Consider the following 19,595-nt stretch of genomic DNA (forward strand, 5'->3'; position numbering starts at 1 on the left):
TCATGCCGCCTTGGTCTGCGCAATAGCCCAGCGGATGCCATAGGGATCGCGCAATTGCCCATAGATGTCGCCCCAGAACTCTTCCTTGAGCGGCATCAGCACGGTGCATCCGGCGGCAACGGCGCGGTCCCACCAGGTCTGGGCGCTATCGACCTGCAGATGCAGGTTGAAGCCCTGTGCCGCAACCGGCGGGTAGCCGTGGTCGGGAAAGAAATCGCTCATGAACAGCGGCGCGCCGTTGATCTCGACATGGGCATGCATCAGCTTGCCACTCTCGCCGGGATGGCGGGCGCGCTCGATGGCGCCGAATGCCTGCTGATAAAACGCGATGGCGTCGCTGGCGCCATCGATACTGAGATAGGGCGTCAGTCCGCTGCTGGCTGCGGTATCGTTCATTTGGCTCCTCCGTGTCGGTTGGCAGAGACTAAGGCGTAAGTGCCGTCAGGTTCAACGCTGAACAGCGCGATCGATCGGCAAGTCCTTTGAAGCCCCTTCCTTGTCGTCCAGCTTGGCCTGCCGGTCGATATAGTCTCGCAGCGCACGTAATTCTTGCCCGGTCAGCCGTTCGGCACCAATCAGGCGGTTATCGGCCAGTTTGACGGCCAGGATCAGTTCGTCGAGCTTGGCCTGCACGGCATCGCCATCGCGGTTCTGGGTGTGCTGCACCACAAACACCATGAGGAAGGTGATGATGGTGGTGGCAGTGTTGACCGCCAGTTGCCAGATTTCGGAAAAGCCGGTGAATGGCCCGGCAAGGGCCCAGGCGACGATCCCGGCGCAGGCCAGCGCGAAAGTGATCGGCTTGCCGGCGCCCTTGGCAATCGCGTTGGAGAATTTGTCGAACAGGGAGTGTGCCATGGCGCCACAACGCGGCAGGGGTTGGAGTGTTCCAGCGCTAGCGAGGCCCCGCCCATTCCGGATTGGCGATATCCCATTCGCGGCGCCATTCGGCGGCGAGCACGGCGCGACGGCGGATGAAGCGCTGGTCGGTGGCGGTGGTCTCAACCAGGCGGTCGATGCGGAAGTTGCGGAAGCCCTGGCGCAGGCAGCACCAGGCGGCAACGATCTGCTTGCCATCGTAATAGGCCAGTTGCACGGGGCAGATCAGGCGTTCCGAGACGGCGCCGGCCTCGTCGCGATAGTGGATGAAGATGGATTTTTCGGTGCGCATGGCGGCGCGGATCAGGCCAAGCGCCGGCTTGGCAGCTTCCCCGTTGGTGGAAGAGGCGACCCGCAGTCCGGTATCATTGATGCGATTGCGCAAATCTTCGGGCGAGGCGGTGGCGATCTTGCCCAGGGCGTTTTCGGCGGCGTGGGCAAGGCCGGGATCAGGCTGGCGCTGCACCCAGCGGGCGCCCAGCACCAGCGCCTCCAGTTCCTCGGCCGAAAACATCAGCGGCGGCAGAAAAAATCCCGGGCGCAGCAGATAGCCGATGCCGGCCTCGCCATCGATGGGCGCGCCGAGGCCAATCAGCACCTGCACGTCGCGATACAGCGTGCGCACCGAAACACCCTGTTCTTCGGCCAAAGCGGCGGCCGTTACCGGGTGGCGGTGCCGCCGCAAGGCGTCCATGACGCCAAACAACCGTTCAGTCTTGTCCATCGGCTTCCTCGCATCGGCTGTCCTGACTAGCGCCCGACAGGGACTGTGTCACGCCGAAATACACTGTGTCGCGAGCCGATCACAGCTGGCGCGGGATTAACCGGATGGCAATGATGAGAGCCAAATATGATTTCAAGCGGATCGATTGTCCTTTGCCGGCGTTGTCCGTATCCTGAGTGCGCAGCAATCCGCTCCGTGCCCGGAAACAGCAAGCCGATTTGAGTTGACCATTTTAACAGCCAGTCCTTCCAATGCCACCATCACCACCGTTCTGGTCGTTGAAGACGAGGTATTGATTCTGCTGGCGACAGCGCAGGATTTGCGCGACGCCGGCTTTAAGGTGCTCGAAGCGGCCAATGCCAGGGAGGCGATTGCCTTGCTGGAACTGCACCCGGAAATCAGCCTGCTGTTTACCGATATCGATATGCCGGGCTCCATGGACGGCTTGATGCTGTCGACCATGGTTCGGGATCGCTGGCCTCCGGTCAAGATCATCGTCACCTCGGGCAAGACCATTGTCGGCCGTGGCGAACTGCCCGAGCAGGGCCGCTTCATGCCCAAGCCCTACCGCATCGACAAGGTGGTGGCAGCGGTGCAGGAAATGCTGGCCTAGCCGATCCATTCGACATGCCTGATTGATCTGGACAACCTGCACGCCGCTGCGCCAAGGTCCGTGCAGATTCGTTCAGGATTTGCCATGCCCATCCCCAGCACTACCGTCGATGCCGTTCTCGCCAAGGTTGATGCCAGCCTTGAGCAAAGCCTTGAACGGCTGTTCGAACTGTTGCGGATCAAGTCGATCTCGACCGATCCCGCTTTTGCCGACGACTGCCAGAAGGCGGCAGACTGGCTGGTAAACGATCTGAATGGTCTGGGCTTTGACGCGACTGCGCGTTCGACGCAAGGTCATCCCGTCGTGGTCGGCCATGATCTGTCGGCGAGCGGGCCGCATGTGCTGTTTTATGGCCATTACGATGTGCAGCCGGTCGATCCGCTCAACCTGTGGCATACTGATCCGTTCGAGCCGCAGCTCAAGGATGGCCCGCATGGCAAGATGATCGTGGCGCGCGGCTCGTCCGACGACAAGGGCCAGTTGCTGACGTTCATCGAAGCCTGCCGCGCCTGGAAGGCGGTGCATGGCGCCCTGCCGGTCAAGGTGACGCTGATGCTGGAAGGCGAAGAAGAATCGGGTGGCAAGAACCTGCCGCCGTTCATGCGCGACAATGCCAGGGAGCTGACCGCAGATATCGCGCTGGTCTGCGACACCGATATGTGGGATCGGCAAACGCCGTCGATCACCACCATGCTGCGCGGGCTGGTTGGCCAGGAAATCGAGATCACCTGCGCGTCCAAGGATCTGCATTCGGGCATGTTCGGCAATGCAGCGCGCAACCCGATCCAGGTTTTGGCCGACATCATCGCCAGCCTGCGCCGCCCCGATGGCAGCGTGACGCTGCCGGGGTTTTACGACGACGTTGCCGAAGTCTCGGACGCAGTCAAAGCCGGGTGGAAAAACCTTGGCTTTGATGAGGCAGCGTTCCTGGGCGAAGCCGGGCTCAGGATTGCGGCCGGCGAGGCCGACCGCTCGGTGCTGGAACAGGTGTGGGCGCGACCGACCTGCGAAATCAATGGCATCACCGGGGGCTATACCGGCGATGGCTTCAAGACGGTGATCCCCGCCAAGGCCAGCGCCAAGATTTCGTTCCGGCTGGTGTCGGGCATGGACCCACAAAAGATCCGGGCGGCGTTCCAGGCCCATGTGCGGGCGATGATCCCGGCCGATTGCTCGGTGAGCTTCAAGGATCATGGCGCTTCGCCAGCGATCACCGTGCCCAGCGATGGGATCTACCTCAAGAAGGCATTGGTGGCGCTGACGGACGAATGGGAAAAGCCGGCGGCGATTACCGGTTCGGGCGGTTCGATACCGGTCGCCGGCGATTTCAAGAAAATCCTCGGCATGGATACGCTGCTGATCGGCTTTGCCCATGTCGACGACGCCATCCATTCACCCAATGAGAAATACGATCTGGCCAGTTTCCACGGCGGGATCAGGTCATGGGTGCGGATTTTGGCGGGGTTTGCTGAGTAGGCAGGGCGAGCTCTTGCGGGCACCTTCTCCCGCAACGGGAGAAGGGAGGAAGAGAAGCTAAGCCGCAACCACCGCGATCATCGCAGCAATCGCCGGCACGGTCTGGATGAACAGGATCTTGCGCCCCACCGTGGCTGCGCCATACAGCCCCGCTACGGCGACGCAACCAAGGAAGAACAGCTGGATCTGCCAGGCGAAATCCACCTCAGGCTGGATCAGGCCCCAGATCAGACCGGCGGCGAGGAAGCCGTTATAGAGCCCCTGATTGGCGGCGAGCACCTTGCTGGCCTCGGCGAAGTCCGGCTTTTGCCCGAAGGCCTTGAGGCCCTGCGGCTTGGTCCACAGGAACATCTCCAGCACCAGAATGTAGATGTGCAACAATGCCACGGCGGCGACCAGAATTTGCGCGATGATGTGCATGATGTTCCTCTCGACAATGCTGTGATGCCACGGCGGCGCGGCCAAGGCTAGCCCGGTTGCCCGCCGATCGATTGCACCGCCTTGGCGCCGGCGGCGATGCCGGCTTCGAGCGCCATTGCCAGCGGCTGGCCATCGAGATGGGCTGCCAGCAAGCCGGCGGCGAAAGCATCGCCGGCGCCAGTGCTGTCGACAACATTGACCCGGGGCGCCGCCTGGATCATCCGCACCCCGTCGCGTCCGCCAACCGCCGCGCCTTGCGCGCCGCGCTTGATCACCACGGTGCGGTAATGTTCACCGAGCAGGCGCATCTGCTGTTCGAGGTCAACGGCGCCACACAGCGCTTCGGCTTCGCTGTGATTGGCGAACAGCCAATCGGCGCCTGCCGTCCAACCGACGAAATTGGAGGTGCCAATCTCGGTCAAAAAGCCCACGGAGGCCGGATCGACGGCAAGGGCGATGCCGCGCGCCTTGGCGGCGGCGAACAGGTCCATCACGGCGGCGCGCGGACCATCGGCAAAAAAGCTGTAGCCCGAAACCAGCACCAGCCCGACATCGTCGAGCAGGTTTTCCGGCAGGTCTTGCCCGTTCAGATTGAGATTGGCGCCACGGTCGGTGAAAAAGCTGCGCTCGCCATCGGGATCGACAATAGTGACCAGCACGCCCGAGGGCAGGTCCTTGTCGCCGGCCAGCACCGCCACCACACCGAAACCGCGGAAGTAGTTTTCATAGCCCATCCTGTCGGCCGCGCCGACCCGGGCGGCAAACAGCACATCGGCCTCCATGGCGCCCAGCCAGACAGCCTGATTGGCGCCGGAGCCGCCGGGACGGCTGCGCACCTGCGCCCGCCGGTCCGAACCCTTGACCATGCCGCCCTCGGGCAGCACGATAATGTCGGTCATCACATCGCCAACGACCAGAACCCGCCGGCTCATGCGCGGCGCACGGCCGGCTTGGGCGCGGCCATGGCGGCCAGGGCCACGGCGATCTTGGAGGCGACCATGGCGTTGTTTTCCACCAGCGCGATGTTGGCGACCAGCGACTTGCCGCCGGTCAGCTCGAAAATCCGATTGAGCAGGAACGGGGTCAGCGCCTTGCGCGACACGCCTTCCTTTTCCGCGCCGGCAATGGCTTCGGCGATCCGGGCTTCGATGGCCGAGGCTTCAAGCGCATCGCCTTCGGGGATCGGGTTGGCGATCAGCACGCCACCCATTCCCATGTCGCCCTGCAGCGCCACCACCTTGGCAATGTCTTCGGCGCTATCGAAGCGATGGTCGACCTTGTAGCCGCTCTGGCGGGCCCAGAAGGCGGGGAAGTCATTGGTCTGATAGCCGATCACCGGCACGCCATTGGTTTCGAGCACTTCGAGCGTCTTGGCGATATCGAGGATGGATTTGGCACCGGCACAAACTACCGCTACCGGCGTGCGGCTCAATTCTTCCAGATCGGCGGAAATATCGAAAGTGTCCTCGGCGCCGCGATGCACGCCGCCAATGCCGCCGGTGGCAAAAACCTTGATCCCGGCCAGGGCCGCAATCTGCATCGTGGTGGCAACGGTGGTACCGGCAAGACCCCCTTGCACCAGGATCGAGGCGACGTCGCGGCGCGAGGCCTTGGCGGCCTTGCCGCCTTCCATGGCCAGCCGTTCCAGGTCTTCGCCGGAAACGCCCACGGCAAAGCGGCCGTCCATGATGGCGATGGTGGCGGGCACCGCGCCATGCTTGCGCACTACGGCCTCGACGTTCTTGGCCATTTCCAGGTTCTGCGGATAGGGCATGCCATGGGTGATGATGGTGGATTCCAGCGCCACCACCGGCTTGCCGGCGGCGAGGGCCTGTTTCACTTCGGCGGAAATCGACAGATAGGCTTTGGCGCTCATCGAGGCATTCCTTGGACGGGGTTGGGCCAGCACGGGCCCGGTTGCGGCGGTTTTGCGCCGCGGGCGGGCCCGTGGTCAAGCCCCGCAAAAACAATGGAGCCAATCCCTTGTCGCTGAAAAGGTTTCGCTCTAACCTGCCTTGGCAATCGAGGCAGAAGGTACACTTCGCTGACCATTCCCATCGGTGATCAGGCTGTCATGGCCGATCGATATGCGCCCGGCACAGGGTACATTGCAGCAAAGCGATCCGGCGCGGTTTTGCGTCGCCGTGTGGTTGTCACGATGGCAAATTTCCTTCAAAACCACAGTGAATTCAGCGTCGTGCGACAGTGACCTGCCGCCACGATCCATGCAACTTTGCGGTTTGCGCCGCACCCGGACCCAGGCTAACAGGAGCTTATATCCATGAACAAATCGCTGGTTCTCGCGCTCGGAACCTTGCTGCTGGCTGGCCCTGCGCTGGCGCAGGAAGAGGCCGTGGTCAACGTCTATAACTGGTCCGATTATATCGCTGAAGACACCGTCTCCAAGTTCGAGGCGGAGACTGGCATCAAGGTCAATTATGACGTGTTCGACAGCAATGAGCTGGTGGAAGCCAAGCTGCTGGCTGGCAATTCCGGCTACGACGTGGTGGTGCCATCGGGTTTCTTCCTCGAGCGCCAGATTTCGGCGGGCCTGTTCCAGCCGCTCGACAAGGCCAAGCTGCCCAATATCGTCAACATGGACCCCGACATCATGGCGTCGACCGCGGCCCATGATCCGGAAAACAAGTATGCCGTCGACTATATGTGGGGCACCACCGGCATCGGCTACAATGTCGACAAGGTCAAAGCGGCGCTGGGCGATGCCCCGATCGACAGCTGGGACCTGATCTTCAAGCCTGAAATGGCCGAAAAGCTCAAGGATTGCGGCATCACCCTGCTCGATGCGCCTTCCGAAATCATGTCGACGGCGCTGAACTATCTCGGGCTCGATCCCAATTCGGAAAGCGAAGACGATCTGGCCAAGGGTGAAGCGCTGCTGATGTCGATCCGTCCTTTCGTGCGGCAGTTCAATTCGTCGCAATATATCGATGCACTGGGCAATGGCGAAGTGTGCATCTCGGTGGGCTATTCGGGTGACGTGTTCATCGCCAAGGCGGCGGCCGAGGAAGCCAAGGCCGGCGTCACCGTCAATTACTTCATCCCCAAGGAAGGCGCGCTGAAGTGGTTTGACCTGTTCGCCATTCCTTCCGATGCCCCCCACCCCGACAATGCGCACAAGTTCATCGATTTCATGCTGCGTCCCGACATTGCCGCTGCCAACTCCAATTTCGTGTTCTACGCCTCGGGCAACAAGGCCGCCGTGCCACTGATGGACAAGGCAATCACCGGCGATCCGGCGATCTATCCGCCGACAGAGGTCGCCGCCAAGCTGTTCCCGCTCAAGGCCCATACCGCCAAGTATGATCGCCTGCTGACACGCGCCTGGACGCGCATCAAGACCGGTCAGTAACACGCATAACGGGCGGGGCTGTGGCCCCGTCGCATTCTTTGGGGGCAAAGACAGCGCATGGCCAAGAAACAACAGATCGCCGCCGATACGCGCCCATGGCGCGATCCGGACGCCAAACCCTTCGTGCGCATTCGCAATGTGACGAAAAAGTTCGGCGACGTCGCGGCGGTGGCCGATGTATCGCTCGACATTTTCAAAGGCGAACTGTTCTGCCTGTTGGGTGGATCGGGCTCCGGTAAATCGACGCTGTTGCGGATGCTGGCGGGGTTTGAAGATCCGACCTCGGGCACCATTGAAATTGATGGTCAGGACATGGCGGGCGTCGCTCCCTATGACCGGCCGATCAACATGATGTTCCAGTCCTATGCGCTGTTTCCGCATATGAGCGTCACCCAGAACATCGGCTATGGCCTGAAGCGCGAAGGCATGCCCAAGGCCGAGATCGCCGCCCGGGTCGAAGAACTGCTCAAGCTGGTCAAGCTCGAAGCCTATGGGGCGCGCAAGCCGCATCAATTGTCCGGTGGGCAGCGGCAGCGCGTGGCTCTGGCGCGGGCGCTGGCCAAGCGGCCAAAGCTGTTGCTGCTCGATGAGCCTTTGGGGGCGCTGGACAAGAAGCTGCGCGAGGAAACCCAGTTCGAACTGGTCAAGATCCAGGAAACGCTGGGTGTCACCTTCATCGTGGTGACCCACGATCAGGAAGAGGCGATGTCGCTGGCCACCCGCATCGGGGTGATGAACCAGGGCGAAATCGCCATGATCGGCGAGCCGACCGAAATCTACGAATATCCCAATTCACGCTTCGTTGCCGGCTTCATCGGTTCGGTCAATATGTTTGAAGGCGTAGTCACCGAAGACGAGCCCGATCACGTCCGCATCCGCTCGGCCGAGTTGGGCTGCGATATCTATGTTGGTCACGGCGTGGCGTGCGCGCCGGACCAGACGCTGTGGTGGGCGATCAGGCCGGAAAAGATCGTTCTGACCCGCGACAAGCCAAGTGCCGATGGGGCGCTGGGCGAGGTCAACATGACCGAGGGTTTTGTCGAGGATATCGCCTATCTGGGGGATATGACCGTCTATCAGGTCAAATTGCCCGACGGCAAATACATGCGCGTCACCAAGGCCAATTCGTTGCGCGGCGATCCTGATGCCATCAGTTGGGATGAGCATGTATGGGCCTCGTGGGGCAAATCGGCCGGCTCGGTGCTGGTATCATGACGGCCGAAGCGTCGGTTCCGTTCGCGCCCCGCCGACCCTGGCGATTTATCAGCCGCGCGCTGGCCAGAATTGGCATTTCCGGGCGCGGTCTGGTCATTCTCGCGCCGGCGCTGTGGCTTGGGGTGTTTTTCCTGATCCCGCTCTGCATCGTGTTGCAGGTGGCGTTTTCGGAATCGGCGCTGAGCCGCCCGCCCTACCTGCCCCTGCTCACCGCCGACGAAGACGGCACCGTGCAGATGACGCTGCACCTGTCCAATTTCATGCGGCTGTTCGACGATCCGCTCTATATCCGCGCCTATCTCAATTCGATCATGGTGGCGGGCGTTTCGACCATCTGCACGCTGCTGATCGGTTATCCGATGGCCTATTTCATCGCCCGCGCGTCGGATCGCTGGCGCAATATCCTGCTGATGCTGGTGATCCTGCCGTTCTGGAGTTCGTTCCTGCTACGCGTCTATGCCTGGATCGGGTTCTTGAAGAGCAATGGCGTCATCAACAATTTCCTGATGTCGACCGGCATCATCCATCAGCCGCTGGTGATGATGCAGACCGATTTCGCGGTCTATATCGGCATCGTCTATACCTATCTGCCGTTCATGATCCTGCCGCTCTATACCAACCTGGTCAAACTCGACGGCACGCTGCTGGAAGCCTCGGCCGATCTGGGGGCGCGGCCCTATCGCACCTTCCTGTCAGTGACACTGCCGCTGTCGCGGCCGGGGATCATTGCCGGCTCGATGCTGGTGTTTATTCCGGCGATCGGCGAATTCGTCATTCCCTCGCTGCTCGGCGGGCCCGGCACGCTGATGATCGGGCGGGTGCTGTACGATGAGTTCCTGCTCAACCGCGACTGGCCGATGGCCTCTGCCCTGGCGGTGGCGATGCTGTTCGTGGTGGTGGTGCCGATCCTGTTCATGCAGAACGTCCAGAGCGCGGTGGTGGCCAGCAAATGAAACGCGGTGTCCTGCTTCCAACCATTGCCACCTTCGGCTTCATCTTCCTTTATGCCCCCATCCTGTCGCTGGTGGTCTTCTCGTTCAATGAGAACAAGCTGGTGACGGTGTGGAGCGGCTTTTCGCTGAAATGGTATGGATCGCTGTTCGCGGACCCCAAGCTGTTCAGCGCGGCGCTGCGGTCGCTGCAGATTGCCGCCGCCAGTGCCTCGATCGCTTTGGTGCTGGGCACCTTGACCGCGGTGGCGCTGGTGCGCTTCCGGCGATTCCGCGGCAAGACATTGATGTCGATCACCATATCGGCGCCGCTGGTAATGCCCGATGTGATCACCGGGTTGGCACTGCTGCTGCTGTTCGTCACGCTGCGCTCGATCATTGGCTGGCCGGCCGATCAGGGGATGATGACCATCATCATCGCCCATTCGATCGTCTGCATGGCCTATGTCACCGTGGTGGTGCAATCACGGCTGAGCGAGCTTGATCTCAGTCTCGAAGAAGCGGCGATGGATCTGGGCGCCACCCCGGTCGCGGTATTTTTCGATATTACCCTGCCGATCATCGCCCCGGCGCTGGTTTCGGGTTGGTTGCTGGCTTTCACCATCTCGCTCGATGATGTGGTGATCGCCCAGTTCGTGGCCGGACCGGGCTCGACCACCCTGCCGATGGAAATCTTCTCCAAGGTGCGGCTGGGCGTGTCGCCGGACATCAATGCGCTGGCCACCATCATCATCAGTGTGGTGGCGCTGGGGGTGCTGGCGGCAACCATTATCCAGTTACGCAGTCGGCCAAAAAACCAGGGCGCCTAGCCTTGATCACTGTCCGATTTCGACACTTTACAGACCCGGCAAAGCAGCGCACACTTTGTTCATGTTCAACCAACGTGAAGGAGGTGATCCAATGTCTTATGAGATTACGGCGCTCGAAGAAGGTCTTGGATATGTGGTGCATGTGCGCGGGGTGATCTGCTCCTAGCACCAGCACTCCTTCAGGCCACGAGGCCGAAATACTCAGGAAGGGCCGCAGCAATGCGGCCCTTTTTGCTGTCCATCAGGTAGCAACAAGACCGCCGATGACAATCATCGATAGCGTCACGCCCATCGCATAAAACACCAGGATCGCCAGCGGCCCGGCAAAGGCCGGCTTGACGCCTCGCGCCATGAAGATCAGCAGGATCGGCAGCCAATCAAGGGTATAGCGCTGCGCGCTGTACTGGGTGAAGCCATTGGAATGATAGAACAGGGTTAGCCCCAGAACGACTGCGCAGGTCGCCAAACCAAACCAGAACTGCCGCTCCCATTTGGCGAGAAAGGCCAAGAGCAGCACCGGGGTGACGAGGAACAGCGAGGCGCCGTTGACGTCGAATCCCGACAGCTGCGTCATATAGCGGCCAATGAAATCCACATGCGGCCCGGCTACGAACATGTAGATGACGTTGAACAGGAAATAGTCCCTGGAGAACAGGCCCAGTTCGCGGACGCGGTCCTTGAGGAAGGCGGAATTGGCCGGGCCCTCGCCAAATTCGACCGGGAAAATGTAGGAATAGCCGGTTTCCATGGGGGAGCCGAAGCGCACGTAATTATAGACGAAATAGATCGCCAGGGCGATCAACGGGAAGGCTGCCAGTTTCAGCGCCCGCTTGACCGCCGCACCATCGATGCGGAACCACGGCGTCCCCTCGTCCACCAGCACAATATAGAGAAACGGCAGATAAAGGATGGTCATCTGCCGCGACAGGAAGGCGAGGCCGATAAACAGGCCGGCCAGCACGGCGTTGCGGCGGTTGAGCGCGAAATACAGCGCGCAGGTTGAAAACAGAAAGCCCCAGGTCTGGGCGAAAAACCACACCGCATCGCCACGGATGGCAACGAATGCCAGCGGGGTGGCGAACAGGATCGCCAGCACCACCAGCATGGTCAGTTCGCGCGAGCCGGTTTCCCGCTCGGCAATCCGCCACCACACGAACCCGGTCAGCGCAAAGGCCAGAAAGGTCATGGGCACGAAGAAGTGGAAATTGATCCCGAACAAAGCCACGAAGGGTAGGGCGATCACCCCGGGCAGCGGCGGAAAGATGATATAGGTCAAGCCCTTGAACAGCGCGCAATCCTGATCAAAACAGGTCGCCACATCAAGCCGGCCATGGAGCCAGCCGTCGGCCAATTGGGCATAGGTATTGGTGCCGCCGCTTTCGCGCAGGATGGCGAGGCCAAACACGGCGAGAAACAGCAGCACGAGGCCGCCCAGCATGATGGAAATAATCAGTCGTTTTGCCGTCACTTAGGCCCCCAGAACCGGTTTGGCGGCATCATCGCAGGCGGCGATGAAGACACCCTGAATCGCTTGGGTTAATGGCTGGTCAGCGGCCGTTTGCCGACCTCAAGGCTGAAGGTCAGCGATTTGTGGCCGAAGAAGTTGACGACTGCGCCAAGGCCGATGGCAAAGCCGTGAGCCAGACCTTCCTTGGCGAACTCTGGATAGGCAAAGCCGGACTGGCCGGCGAGGAACAGGTAGGTCAGCCCCAGCACGACGAGGGCACCGACGGCATTGACCGCCAGAAAGATCAGGCTCTGTTGCATCACCGGCCGACTGGAGCCGGGGAAGACGAAGCGGCGATACAGCGGAAAACCGGCCGACATGCCGATGAGATAGGCCAGAACCACGGCAGCGCCGATCGGCATTGTGGCCGATAGCGGAAACCGCACCAGCCAGTTTACCGCGGCGGCGAAACCGCCGAGCAGCAGGAAGCGGAGCACTTGATGCTGGCTGAGAACCTTGAGCTTATCGAGCATTAAAACAGCCATCCGGTGATGAACGCGGCACCCATGAGGCCACCCAGCGCGATGCTGATCCGGTCGCGAATGGCGAAGGCCACCGGATCGTCATTGAGCTGCTCACGATGGCACAAAAGCCAGATGCGCGACACCCACATGAACAAAGCCGCCGGGAACACCCAGAGCATGATCGGGTGATGATAGAACGCGGCGTTGTAAACGTCATTCATGATGTAGAGCACCATGATGGTGATCGCTGCCATGGCGGTGGCCACGCCCATGGCGGTGACCATGCCGGCATCGGTGCCCAGATAGCCGCGGCCGCTGACAGCAAGACGGCCCTTGGCGACGCTTTTCTGGATTTCGGTCTGGCGCTTGGCAAACGATAGCGACGTGAACAGGAACATCGAGAACACCAGCAGCCATGGCGACGGCACCGCGCTGACGGCGGTGATGCCGATGCCAAGGCGCAGCGTGAACAGTGAGGCCAGCGTGAACACGTCCACGATCGGCTGGCGCTTGATGTAGAATGAATAGCCCAGCGTGGTCGCCATATAGACCATCAGCAGGCTGAACGAGGGCAGGCCCAGCGTGACCGCAACGCCGAGGCTGGCGGCAATCAGCACGATTGCAGCCGGCACGCCATGCTTGATGCGCAGCGCGCCCGAGGCCAACGGGCGGTTGCGCTTGGTCCAGTGGGTGCGATCGTCGGCCAGATCGAACAGGTCGTTGAGCAGGTAAGTGCCCGAGGCCATCAGCGACATAGCAGCAAAGGCCAGCCCCGCCTGCAGCACGGCCATGGGATGGCTGGCCATGCCGGACAGGATCAGTGGCACGAACACCAGAGCGTTCTTGGCCCATTGATGCACGCGCAGCGCTTTGGCCCAGCCGCGCAGGCCGAGCTTGGCGCGGGTGAATTCGGCTTCGATCGGCTTGCCGAGTAACTTGGCTTTACCGACGGTCCTGGCGGAAGCGCCGGCCAGCACGATCGAGGTGGCGTGCGGCCAGACTTCGAGATCGGAGCGGCTATCGGCGGCATAGGCAAAGCCATCGGGGAAGCGTTCGACGAGGGCCTGGGCCTTGCGGGCGCCCTTCATGTTCTCGATGCCGTCGCTGGCAACGATGAAACTGACAAAGTCGAAGCGCTTGGCGATGCGGTGGGCCAGCAGTTCGTCGGCGGCGGTGGCGATGCCGACCTGACGGCCTTCGGCATGGGCGAGCTGGGCAAAGGCCACCAGTTCGTCATTAACGGGCAGGCTATCGACATTGAGCGGGATCAACTCGCCCAGCTTGCGCTTGAGCACCGCCTTGCCCGACAGCAGCCACTTGACCAAGTTCAGCGCCCGCAGCGGATTGGCCTTCACATAGGCCACGGCGGTTTCGTGCAGCAGATCGGTTCGGATCAGCGCATCGTCAACGTCGAGCACGAGAGGGGGCAGATGGGCCTGTGCAGGAGCCTGCACCTTCTGGACAATAGGCTTACGCATGATGTTACCGCCGCAAGGAAACTGGCGGCAAACTAGGCTTATGCGCCCGAACGGTCGACGCGAAGCGCGAATTAACCTGAACACATACAACTTTAGCCATGGCGTTGAGCATTCGTTCAGCACGCTGAATCGGTATATGATTTCAATAGTTTGCAGAGCGGGGAGCTTGCGGGATGAATCGGATCGACCTGGACGGCCAGACGGCAGTGGTTACCGGCGGCGCGCAAGGTTTAGGCTTTGCCATGGCCAAACGCATCATCGCCTCAGGGGCAAAAGTCAGCCTGTGGGACGCGAATGCCGATGCGCTGAAGCTGGCGACGGCTGCGCTGGGCAGCGCATCATCCGCGCAGGTGGTCGATATCATCGATCTGGCGGCTTTGAAGGCTGCCCATGCCAGTGTCGAGCGCGATATCGGTCCGGTGTCGATCCTGGTCAATTCGGCGGGGATTGCCGGCTCCAATTCCAGCCTCGAGGATTACGATCCGGATGAATGGCGGCGGATTGTCGAGATCAATCTCAATGGCACCTTTTACGTCAACAAGGTGGTGATCGGGTCGATGAAGGCGCGCAATTATGGGCGCATCGTCAACATCTCGTCGGTTGCCGGCAAGGAGGGCAATCCGAACCTGTCCGCCTATTCTGCCGCCAAGGCCGGGGTGATCGGGTTGACCAAATCACTGGGCAAGGAACTGGCGAAATACGACATCGCGGTCAACGCCATCACGCCGGCGACGGCCAAGACGCGGATTCTGGAGACGCTGACGCCCGAATTCATCGACTATATGCTGGTGCGCATTCCGCGCGGCCGGTTCCTCGAAGTCGATGAGGCCGCAGCGATGGTGGCGTTCCTTGTGAGCAAGGACAACAGTTTCACCACCGCCAGCGTGTTTGACCTGTCGGGCGGCCGGACGACCTATTAGGCCTTGGGGAACAGCCGCCAGCGGCGGGGACGAAAAGCGATGCGGGTGCGTTCGCCGGCAGGGTGATCAAACGGCAGGTCGATTTCGACCTTTTGCTGATCACCGCCGATTTCCAGTTCGACACGGCGGGTGCCGCCAACGCGGCGGCTGGCAGTAACCACGCCAGCCAGCGAAGCATCGCCTTCGACCAGTTCGATATCGTGTGGGCGGAAGAACAGCCGGGCATCGCCGGGGCCGGCTTCGGGCGCCGGCACGCCGATGGGGCGGCCGCCGACCCAGAGTTCGCCATTGCCGACATTGACCGGCAGTTCGCTCGATTCCCCGATAAAGCCAAAGACGAAGGGAGAGCTTGGCGTGTCATAGACCGCGTCGGGCGAGCCCACCTGTTCGATCTTGCCCTGACTCATGACGCAGAGCCGGTCAGCCAGTTCGAGCGCTTCTTCCTGATCGTGGGTGACAAACACGGTGGTGTGGCCGGTGCGGTCATGGATTTCGCGCAACCATTTGCGCAGCTCGCGCCGCACCTGTGCATCGAGCGCACCAAACGGCTCATCGAGCAGCAGCACCGCGGGTTCGATGGCGAGGGCTCGGGCCAAAGCGACGCGCTGGCGTTGGCCGCCCGAAAGCTGGTTCGGATAGCGTTTTTCAAGACCCGACAACTGCACCAGATCGAGCAATTCCATGGCCCGGCGGCGGATTTCATTGGCCGGTGGGCGGCTGGAGCGCGGGCGCACCTTGAGACCGAACGAGACGTTTTCCAGAATGGTCATGTGCCGGAACAGCGCATAATGCTGGAACACGAAGCCGATATTGCGCTCCTGCACAGTCTTTTCCGAGGCATCAATATCGCCAAAGAACACCCGTCCTTCAGTGGGGACTTCAAGGCCGGCAATCAACCGCAGCAGCGTGGTCTTGCCTGACCCCGAGGGGCCGAGCAAAGCGATCAGTTCGCCCGACACGATATCGAGCGAAACATCGTGAAGCGCCGGAAATCGATCGAATTCCTTGCGCACATTGGCAATGCGAACTTCCATAAAGAACCTGATCTCCGGTCAGTGGCGGCCAGTGGCCGCGAGTTCATCCCCGAAGCGCCACTCCAGAAAGGACTTCAACACCAGAGTCAACAGGGCCAGCAGAGCCAGCAGTGACGCCAGAGCGAAGGCGGCGACGCCATTATACTCGTTGTAAAAGATTTCGACCTGCAGCGGGATGGTCGTGGTTTCGCCGCGGATCTTTCCGGACACCACCGCGACCGCCCCGAATTCACCCATGGCGCGGGCATTGCAGAGCAAAACGCCATAGAGCAGGCCCCAGCGGATATTGGGCACGGTGACACGCCAGAACGTCTGCCAGCCATTGGCCCCCAATGAGAGCGCCGCTTCCTCGTCGCCAGTGCCCTGGTCCTGCATCAGGGGGATCAGCTCGCGCGCCACGAACGGAAAAGTGACGAACATGGTGGCAAGGATAATGCCAGGCAGCGCGAACAGCACTTCAACGCCATGCGACTTGAGCCAAGGCCCCATGTAGCTGCCGGCGCCAAACAGCAGCACATAGACCAGGCCCGAAATCACCGGCGATACCGAAAACGGCAGGTCGATCAGGGTGATCAGGAAGGCCTTGCCCTTGAACTGGAACTTGGCGATGGCCCAGGAGGCGACGACGCCGAAAACGACGTTGAGCGGCACGGCAACCAACGCCACGGTCAGCGTCAGCCGGATTGCATCGCGCGCATCCTTGCTGGCGAGCGACTTGAAATAGGTATCGATGCCCTTGCTGAAGGCTTCGGCAAACACCGACCACAGTGGCAGCACCAGTACCAGCGCCATGAACAGCAGGCAGATGAAGATCAGCAGGACCTGCACCGGGCGGCTTTCGCTGACCGGCGAGGTGCGGCGCTTGGGCTTAGTTGTCATAGCCAAACCTCTTGCGGCTCCAGGCCTGGATCAGGTTGATCACGAACAGCATGGCAAAGGAAATCAGCAGCATGACCGCAGCGATCACCGTGGCGCCGACGTAGTTGTATTCCTGCAGGCGGATGTAGATCAGAAGCGGCGCGATTTCCGATTTGAACGGAATGTTGCCAGCAATGAAAATCACCGAACCGTATTCGCCGACGCCGCGAGCAAAAGCCAGCGCAAAGCCGGTGAGGATCGCTGGTGTCAAGCTCGGCAACAGCACGCGGGTGACGGTTTGGAAGCGTGAGGCGCCCAGGGTGGCGCTGGCTTCTTCGACTTCGCGGCTGACTTCTTCCAAAATAGGCTGGATGGTGCGGACGACGAAAGGCACGCCGATAAAGATCATGGCGATGACGATGCCGATCGGGGTGTAGGCAATGCGAATGCCTAAAGGGGCAAAAATCTGCCCGACAATGCCATTGGGGGCATAGATGGCGGTCAGCGCAATGCCGGCGACGGCGGTGGGCAAGGCGAAGGGGAGGTCAACCACCGCATCGAAAATCCGGCGTCCGGGAAAGCGATAGCGCACCAATACCCATGCGATCAGCGTGCCAAACACAACATTGATCGCAGCAGCGATCAGCGCGGTGACAAAGCTGACCTTGAGCGCCGCAATGACGCGGGGATCGCTCGCCGCTTTCCAGAAACCATCGAACCCCAGCCCGGCGGAGCGAAGGCCCAGCGCGATCAGCGGGATCATAATAATCAGAGAGAAGTAGGCGAGCGTAAAGCCGAGCGTCAAACCGAAACCCGGTATGACGCTCGGCTGCTTCAGTCGCCAACCATCCCGTTTAGGGGTGGTTGCAGCCATGTGTTATTGCCCCGCGGCTGGTGCGTAAATCTGGTCGAAGATACCACCATCGCCAAAGAATTTCGGCTGTGCTTCTTTCCATCCACCAAAATCTGCGATGGTTGCGAGGTTGACTTTGGCAAAACGGGCCACGTCTTCAGGCTTTGCCAACTCGGGCTTGAACGGGCGGTAGTAGTTGGCAGCAGCGATGGTCTGGCCTTCCGGGGAATACAGATACTTCAGATATTCCTCGGCGATATCGCGGGTGCCGCGCTTGTCGATCACTTCGTCAACAATGGCGACGGGAGGCTCAGCCAGGATCGACAGCGACGGGGTGACGATCTCGAACTGGTCGCCAAGTTCGGCCAGCGCCAGATAGGCTTCGTTTTCCCAGGAGATCAGCACGTCGCCAATGCCGCGCTGGGCAAAGGTGGTGGTGGAGCCGCGAGCGCCGGTATCGAGCACCGGAACGTGCTTGTAGAGATTGCCAACGAATTCCTGTGCGGTGGCGTCGGAGCCGCCGGGCTGAGCCTTGGCCCAGGCCCAGGCAGCCAGGAAATTCCAGCGGGCGCCGCCCGACGTCTTGGGATTGGGCGTGATCACTTCAATGCCGTCCTTGACCAGGTCGCCCCAGTCCTTGATCGCCTTCGGGTTGCCCTTCCGGACGAGGAACACGATGGTGGAGGTATAGGGTGCGTTGTTGTTTTCCAGCGTGCCGCGCCAATCCTTCTTGATCAGCGTGGTCTTGTCGGCAATGGCATTGATATCGCTTTCCAGCGCAAGAGTAACGACGTCGGCCTCAAGGCCGTCGATGACGGTGCGCGCCTGGGCGCCGGAGCCGCCATGGGTCACGTCCACGGCGATGTCTTCGCCCTTGAGTTCCTTCCAATGCTTGATGAAGGCCTCGTCATAGGCGGCATAGAGTTCACGCGTCGGATCATAGGACACGTTGGTGATCTTGCGCTCCTGGGCGTGTGCCGTGACCGCAAAGCCCAAAGTGAGCGAGGCGGCAAGCGCGCCGTACGCGAAAAGTTTAACTGCTGACTTCATCAGGACCTCCTGGTGCAATTCATGGTCAAACCCTAGTCGGTAAGTCGGGATTAGCAAAGGACAGGCGCTATCCCCGAATTAGCAAGAATGAGAAAACCTTTCTGTCTGTGCCCAGCAAACGAAAAAAAATCGCCGCCATGACTTGGAACCGGTTGGCGTTGCGCAATTCTGTTTCAGAACGCCAGGTGGAATCTGCCCCATATCATGCGGCCAAAGAGCACCAACAGTACGAGCGGGGAGCAGTGCTCCAAGGCTCAGGCGACAACCTCTGTGGCGACCAAGGAATCGGCGAGGCTCGTCTTGTCCAGCACGTCGCGGGTGGCGACGGCGACGCGGCTGAACACGTGCCGGATTTCACAACTGCCCTCGTCGCGGCAGTCGTCGCATTTGCGATAGGCAATGATCGACAGGCACGGCAGCAGGGCTACCGGACCATCGATCAGCCGCAGCACTTCGCCGTAGGTGATGTGCTCGGGCGATTTGAGCAGGGTATAGCCGCCCATGCGGCCGCGCGTACTGGCGACGATGCCGGCGCGCTTGAGCTCGAGCAGGATCTGCTCGAGGAACTTCTTGGGGATCGCCTGTTCGCGCGAAATCTCGCCAATGACCATGGTTTCGCCGCGCCCAATCCTGGCCAGCGACACCAGGGCCCGCAGTGCGTACTTGGCCTTTTGCGAAATCATGACGCCTCACTCAACAGCGCGCCCCGCGCCTAATCCGCTCTAGGACCAGAACCGGCTGCGGTCAATCCTTGCGTTCAGGCAGAACCGGCGGAATTTCGCCCGATGGTTCATCGGCATCGGTTTCGGCGCGTTGAGGGTCAGCTTCGGGTTCTGTCGCCGGCGGGGGCAGAGGGATAACGTCGTCTGGCTCGGCCGATACTGGTTCGATGATCTTGGGCTCCTCAGGGACAGGTTCGTTAGCGGTCGCTGAGGGTTCGGTTTCCTGATGCGTATCTTCGCTCGCATCGGGCAG

General features: G+C 61.1%; 21 protein-coding genes. 7 read left to right on the plus strand and 14 right to left on the minus strand.

The features are described from left to right. The 3 genes from ABIT12_RS04425 to ABIT12_RS04435 are packed head-to-tail and all read right to left on the minus strand — an operon-like array spanning window position 1 to window position 1,603. Entirely contained in the window at window positions 1-396 is a 396-nt protein-coding gene (locus ABIT12_RS04425) for a glyoxalase/bleomycin resistance/extradiol dioxygenase family protein (RefSeq protein ID WP_348042218.1), read from the minus strand. Window positions 397-447: 51 nt separating this feature from the next. Further along, window positions 448-858, minus strand: a complete 411-nt coding sequence (locus ABIT12_RS04430) for a low affinity iron permease family protein (protein ID WP_348042219.1) — start codon at window positions 856-858, stop codon at window positions 448-450. 37 nt (window positions 859-895) lie between these two features. Further along, window positions 896-1,603 carry a YafY family protein gene (locus tag ABIT12_RS04435; RefSeq protein ID WP_348042220.1) on the minus strand — a complete coding sequence of 236 codons (708 nt, stop codon included), beginning with the start codon at window positions 1,601-1,603 and terminating at the stop codon, window positions 896-898. Window positions 1,604-1,826: 223 nt separating this feature from the next. On the opposite strand from ABIT12_RS04435, the gene ABIT12_RS04440 reads away from it, so the two are divergent. Together ABIT12_RS04440 and ABIT12_RS04445 are read left to right on the plus strand one after the other, a co-directional pair. Continuing rightward, window positions 1,827-2,216 (plus strand): response regulator, encoded by a 390-nt coding sequence (locus tag ABIT12_RS04440; RefSeq protein WP_348042221.1) that lies wholly within the window; start codon window positions 1,827-1,829, stop codon window positions 2,214-2,216. Between the two features lie 84 nt (window positions 2,217-2,300). Continuing rightward, entirely contained in the window at window positions 2,301-3,692 is a 1,392-nt protein-coding gene (locus ABIT12_RS04445; protein ID WP_348042222.1) for a M20/M25/M40 family metallo-hydrolase, read from the plus strand. Window positions 3,693-3,749: 57 nt separating this feature from the next. Here ABIT12_RS04445 and ABIT12_RS04450 read toward each other — a convergent pair whose 3' ends face one another. From ABIT12_RS04450 to ABIT12_RS04460, 3 genes are read right to left on the minus strand one after another with little or no spacing between them, the layout of a single operon-like run. Next, window positions 3,750-4,106, minus strand: a complete 357-nt coding sequence (locus tag ABIT12_RS04450; RefSeq protein ID WP_348042245.1) for a DUF1304 domain-containing protein — start codon at window positions 4,104-4,106, stop codon at window positions 3,750-3,752. A 53-nt stretch (window positions 4,107-4,159) separates the two neighbouring features. Continuing rightward, window positions 4,160-5,044 carry a sugar kinase gene (locus tag ABIT12_RS04455; protein WP_348042223.1) on the minus strand — a complete coding sequence of 295 codons (885 nt, stop codon included), beginning with the start codon at window positions 5,042-5,044 and terminating at the stop codon, window positions 4,160-4,162. Beyond that, window positions 5,041-5,988, minus strand: coding sequence for a pseudouridine-5'-phosphate glycosidase (locus ABIT12_RS04460; RefSeq protein ID WP_348042224.1), 948 nt, complete (start codon window positions 5,986-5,988; stop codon window positions 5,041-5,043). The genes ABIT12_RS04455 and ABIT12_RS04460 overlap by 4 nt, the downstream gene beginning before the upstream one ends. A gap of 405 nt (window positions 5,989-6,393) precedes the next feature. Between ABIT12_RS04460 and ABIT12_RS04465 the strand changes: the two genes are divergently transcribed. From ABIT12_RS04465 to ABIT12_RS04480, 4 genes are read left to right on the plus strand one after another with little or no spacing between them, the layout of a single operon-like run. Beyond that, window positions 6,394-7,482 (plus strand): polyamine ABC transporter substrate-binding protein, encoded by a 1,089-nt coding sequence (locus tag ABIT12_RS04465; RefSeq protein ID WP_348042225.1) that lies wholly within the window; start codon window positions 6,394-6,396, stop codon window positions 7,480-7,482. A gap of 57 nt (window positions 7,483-7,539) precedes the next feature. After that, complete coding sequence (locus ABIT12_RS04470) at window positions 7,540-8,697, plus strand: polyamine ABC transporter ATP-binding protein (RefSeq protein ID WP_348042226.1); 1,158 nt, start codon at window positions 7,540-7,542, stop codon at window positions 8,695-8,697. After that, the gene (locus ABIT12_RS04475) at window positions 8,694-9,650 is read left to right on the plus strand and encodes an ABC transporter permease subunit (RefSeq protein WP_348042227.1); all 957 of its coding nucleotides are present in this window, start codon (window positions 8,694-8,696) and stop codon (window positions 9,648-9,650) included. The genes ABIT12_RS04470 and ABIT12_RS04475 overlap by 4 nt, the downstream gene beginning before the upstream one ends. Next, window positions 9,647-10,456: an ABC transporter permease subunit gene (locus tag ABIT12_RS04480; protein WP_348042228.1), complete on the plus strand. Its 810-nt coding sequence runs from the start codon at window positions 9,647-9,649 to the stop codon at window positions 10,454-10,456. Before ABIT12_RS04475 ends, ABIT12_RS04480 begins: the two co-directional genes overlap by 4 nt. Before the next feature lie 241 nt (window positions 10,457-10,697). On the opposite strand, the gene ABIT12_RS04485 is transcribed toward ABIT12_RS04480, so the two are convergent. The 3 genes from ABIT12_RS04485 to ABIT12_RS04495 all read right to left on the minus strand — a co-directional run bounded on the left by ABIT12_RS04485 (window position 10,698) and on the right by ABIT12_RS04495 (window position 13,905). Next, window positions 10,698-11,924, minus strand: coding sequence for a hypothetical protein (locus ABIT12_RS04485; protein ID WP_348042229.1), 1,227 nt, complete (start codon window positions 11,922-11,924; stop codon window positions 10,698-10,700). A gap of 68 nt (window positions 11,925-11,992) precedes the next feature. Continuing rightward, on the minus strand, window positions 11,993-12,436 hold the full coding sequence (locus tag ABIT12_RS04490; RefSeq protein ID WP_348042230.1) for a GtrA family protein: 444 nt from the start codon (window positions 12,434-12,436) through the stop codon (window positions 11,993-11,995). Further along, window positions 12,436-13,905, minus strand: coding sequence for a UbiA family prenyltransferase (locus tag ABIT12_RS04495; RefSeq protein ID WP_348042231.1), 1,470 nt, complete (start codon window positions 13,903-13,905; stop codon window positions 12,436-12,438). Before ABIT12_RS04495 ends, ABIT12_RS04490 begins: the two co-directional genes overlap by 1 nt. Before the next feature lie 173 nt (window positions 13,906-14,078). On the opposite strand from ABIT12_RS04495, the gene ABIT12_RS04500 reads away from it, so the two are divergent. Then, complete coding sequence (locus ABIT12_RS04500) at window positions 14,079-14,825, plus strand: SDR family NAD(P)-dependent oxidoreductase (protein ID WP_348042232.1); 747 nt, start codon at window positions 14,079-14,081, stop codon at window positions 14,823-14,825. Here the strand turns inward: ABIT12_RS04500 and ABIT12_RS04505 are convergent. The 5 genes from ABIT12_RS04505 to ABIT12_RS04525 all read right to left on the minus strand — a co-directional run bounded on the left by ABIT12_RS04505 (window position 14,822) and on the right by ABIT12_RS04525 (window position 19,303). Next, complete coding sequence (locus tag ABIT12_RS04505; protein ID WP_348042233.1) at window positions 14,822-15,859, minus strand: sulfate/molybdate ABC transporter ATP-binding protein; 1,038 nt, start codon at window positions 15,857-15,859, stop codon at window positions 14,822-14,824. The genes ABIT12_RS04500 and ABIT12_RS04505 overlap by 4 nt on opposite strands. Before the next feature lie 18 nt (window positions 15,860-15,877). After that, the gene (gene cysW, locus ABIT12_RS04510; RefSeq protein ID WP_348042234.1) at window positions 15,878-16,738 is read right to left on the minus strand and encodes a sulfate ABC transporter permease subunit CysW; all 861 of its coding nucleotides are present in this window, start codon (window positions 16,736-16,738) and stop codon (window positions 15,878-15,880) included. Further along, window positions 16,728-17,591 carry a sulfate ABC transporter permease subunit CysT gene (gene cysT, locus ABIT12_RS04515; protein ID WP_348042235.1) on the minus strand — a complete coding sequence of 288 codons (864 nt, stop codon included), beginning with the start codon at window positions 17,589-17,591 and terminating at the stop codon, window positions 16,728-16,730. Before cysT ends, cysW begins: the two co-directional genes overlap by 11 nt. 3 nt (window positions 17,592-17,594) lie before the next feature. Further along, window positions 17,595-18,620: a sulfate ABC transporter substrate-binding protein gene (locus ABIT12_RS04520; protein WP_348042236.1), complete on the minus strand. Its 1,026-nt coding sequence runs from the start codon at window positions 18,618-18,620 to the stop codon at window positions 17,595-17,597. A gap of 254 nt (window positions 18,621-18,874) precedes the next feature. Next, complete coding sequence (locus ABIT12_RS04525) at window positions 18,875-19,303, minus strand: Rrf2 family transcriptional regulator (protein ID WP_348042237.1); 429 nt, start codon at window positions 19,301-19,303, stop codon at window positions 18,875-18,877. Window positions 19,304-19,595: the final 292 nt, after the last annotated feature.

It is taken from the genome of Devosia sp., from assembly GCF_039927955.1.
Lineage (GTDB): Bacteria > Pseudomonadota > Alphaproteobacteria > Rhizobiales > Devosiaceae > Devosia.

What these genes read in the sequence shown, in the direction of transcription:
- ABIT12_RS04455 (WP_348042223.1), bottom strand. Translation starts at nt 5,044, where the DNA reads ATGAGCCGGCGGGTTCTGGTCGTTGGCGATGTGATGACCGACATTATC.
- cysW (WP_348042234.1), bottom strand. Translation starts at nt 16,738, where the DNA reads ATGACAACTAAGCCCAAGCGCCGCACCTCGCCGGTCAGCGAAAGCCGC.
- cysT (WP_348042235.1), bottom strand. Translation starts at nt 17,591, where the DNA reads ATGGCTGCAACCACCCCTAAACGGGATGGTTGGCGACTGAAGCAGCCG.
- ABIT12_RS04495 (WP_348042231.1), bottom strand. Translation starts at nt 13,905, where the DNA reads ATGCGTAAGCCTATTGTCCAGAAGGTGCAGGCTCCTGCACAGGCCCAT.
- ABIT12_RS04465 (WP_348042225.1), top strand. Translation starts at nt 6,394, where the DNA reads ATGAACAAATCGCTGGTTCTCGCGCTCGGAACCTTGCTGCTGGCTGGC.
- ABIT12_RS04430 (WP_348042219.1), bottom strand. Translation starts at nt 858, where the DNA reads ATGGCACACTCCCTGTTCGACAAATTCTCCAACGCGATTGCCAAGGGC.
- ABIT12_RS04460 (WP_348042224.1), bottom strand. Translation starts at nt 5,988, where the DNA reads ATGAGCGCCAAAGCCTATCTGTCGATTTCCGCCGAAGTGAAACAGGCC.
- ABIT12_RS04500 (WP_348042232.1), top strand. Translation starts at nt 14,079, where the DNA reads ATGAATCGGATCGACCTGGACGGCCAGACGGCAGTGGTTACCGGCGGC.
- ABIT12_RS04475 (WP_348042227.1), top strand. Translation starts at nt 8,694, where the DNA reads ATGACGGCCGAAGCGTCGGTTCCGTTCGCGCCCCGCCGACCCTGGCGA.
- ABIT12_RS04480 (WP_348042228.1), top strand. Translation starts at nt 9,647, where the DNA reads ATGAAACGCGGTGTCCTGCTTCCAACCATTGCCACCTTCGGCTTCATC.
- ABIT12_RS04445 (WP_348042222.1), top strand. Translation starts at nt 2,301, where the DNA reads ATGCCCATCCCCAGCACTACCGTCGATGCCGTTCTCGCCAAGGTTGAT.
- ABIT12_RS04490 (WP_348042230.1), bottom strand. Translation starts at nt 12,436, where the DNA reads ATGCTCGATAAGCTCAAGGTTCTCAGCCAGCATCAAGTGCTCCGCTTC.
- ABIT12_RS04435 (WP_348042220.1), bottom strand. Translation starts at nt 1,603, where the DNA reads ATGGACAAGACTGAACGGTTGTTTGGCGTCATGGACGCCTTGCGGCGG.
- ABIT12_RS04470 (WP_348042226.1), top strand. Translation starts at nt 7,540, where the DNA reads ATGGCCAAGAAACAACAGATCGCCGCCGATACGCGCCCATGGCGCGAT.
- ABIT12_RS04505 (WP_348042233.1), bottom strand. Translation starts at nt 15,859, where the DNA reads ATGGAAGTTCGCATTGCCAATGTGCGCAAGGAATTCGATCGATTTCCG.
- ABIT12_RS04425 (WP_348042218.1), bottom strand. Translation starts at nt 396, where the DNA reads ATGAACGATACCGCAGCCAGCAGCGGACTGACGCCCTATCTCAGTATC.
- ABIT12_RS04520 (WP_348042236.1), bottom strand. Translation starts at nt 18,620, where the DNA reads ATGAAGTCAGCAGTTAAACTTTTCGCGTACGGCGCGCTTGCCGCCTCG.
- ABIT12_RS04525 (WP_348042237.1), bottom strand. Translation starts at nt 19,303, where the DNA reads ATGATTTCGCAAAAGGCCAAGTACGCACTGCGGGCCCTGGTGTCGCTG.